The organism is Nostoc sp. CALU 546, from assembly GCF_048836525.1.
In genome coordinates this window covers 1-1,454 of sequence record NZ_JAWJTF010000412.1, presented here as the reverse complement: position 1 = coordinate 1,454, position 1,454 = coordinate 1, and the positions used below count along the sequence as shown (strand labels likewise).

At 32.3% G+C, this 1,454-nt stretch carries 1 protein-coding gene; it reads right to left on the bottom strand.

From position 1 onward, the window contains the following. Nucleotides 1-143: 143 nt before the first annotated feature. Entirely contained in the window at nucleotides 144-1,289 is a 1,146-nt protein-coding gene (locus RRG12_RS44145) for an ISH3 family transposase (protein ID WP_420759152.1), read from the bottom strand. Nucleotides 1,290-1,454: the final 165 nt, after the last annotated feature.

Here is a 1,454-nt window from a genome sequence, read left to right as displayed (position 1 = left end):
CAGTTTCAGTAAATCGCAAAGTTTTTTCCAAGAGAGCGATCGCCAATATTTTGTAACTTGAGATACATTTTCTGCGAAACTATCTTAACCCGTAGGCTGGGATAAATTACTTTTACTTATAGTTAAGCAACTTTTAACGATTGCTAACCCGATGGAATATAAATACCTTTAACACTTCCATATTTGCGCTCAACAACTTGACGTAGAAAAGCTAACATTTGTTTAAGACAGAAAAGGTTACGATAAATTAATCGCCTACCCTTTCGTTTTCGACTAATCTTAAACCAAAGAAGATAAACCCAAATATTGACTAACACAAAAGAAATACCAACATATAATAATCTCAATACGGGCTTCTTATTATTTGTTCTGATTCGACATAGATTTTTTAATCTATAACTGCTTTCAATTCCAAATCTTTTTCGATAATCTTGATGAATGTAAGATAGGTTTATTTTCGACTTATAAACAACATAAGCAAAGTATTCAATACCATGTTGTTTTCTTGTCCCTTTTTTGTATTTGCAGATAATCCATAAGCTAAAGGTAACATTATTATCTTTCTCTTCACCCATTGTGTAAGTAGTTTTATAACTACTTCTGCCTTTAAGAAATTGATTTACACCACCCTTTTTTCCTCTTCTAATCGCTGGCATTATAAAGGGAATATCCAAGGCTTGCAACCACCTGATTACAGCGATACTAAAAAATCCTCTATCCAAATACAGTGTTTTTACATTTACTTTAATAGTCTCAAGTTCAGCTAATAAGTAGGTGATAATGGCAACATTTGTATCTAACCAACGTACTCCTCTAATCGCCAGTGTAATCCGTTTCCCCTTGGTTAATATATATAAAGTTGCATAGGCATAAAAAGAACAAGTTCCTGACTTAGCCTGACTTCTATAAATATAAGGGTCTTCATCACTATCAGGTTTCCCATAGTAAGGAATTAAATTTAAATCAATGGCAATTTTATGATATGCATTTTTAATACGATGAGGAATTCTACTTTTGAGAGCTAAATTGATTTGATTTTCTAGCTGCTCAAAATTATTGATTTTATCTAAGTGATACCTGATATCGCTACCACATGGACTACTATTTAAAACTTTTGTTGTATTCTCAATACTATCTCCACTACTTGCTGCTCTCACTAATATTTCAAATAGAGTTTTCTGATCGCAAACTCCTTGGGTCTCAATAGAAATATTTTCACTTAAACAATCCAGAACTTCGTCAAGGGTTTCTGAATCAGTTAGTGCAAGCTGTTTTGGTAAAGTCGTCAATGGTCATTATTTGGGTGGATGTACATTCTTGATAATTTCAGTTTTTGAACCTCTTTTATTGAATATAAGTTTTAATTATAAAATAGGTATTATTTAGAACTAACTTCTACTGAGTGTCTACTTAGCGATCGCTCTTTAGCAAAACTTTGCGATTTACTGAGTTTG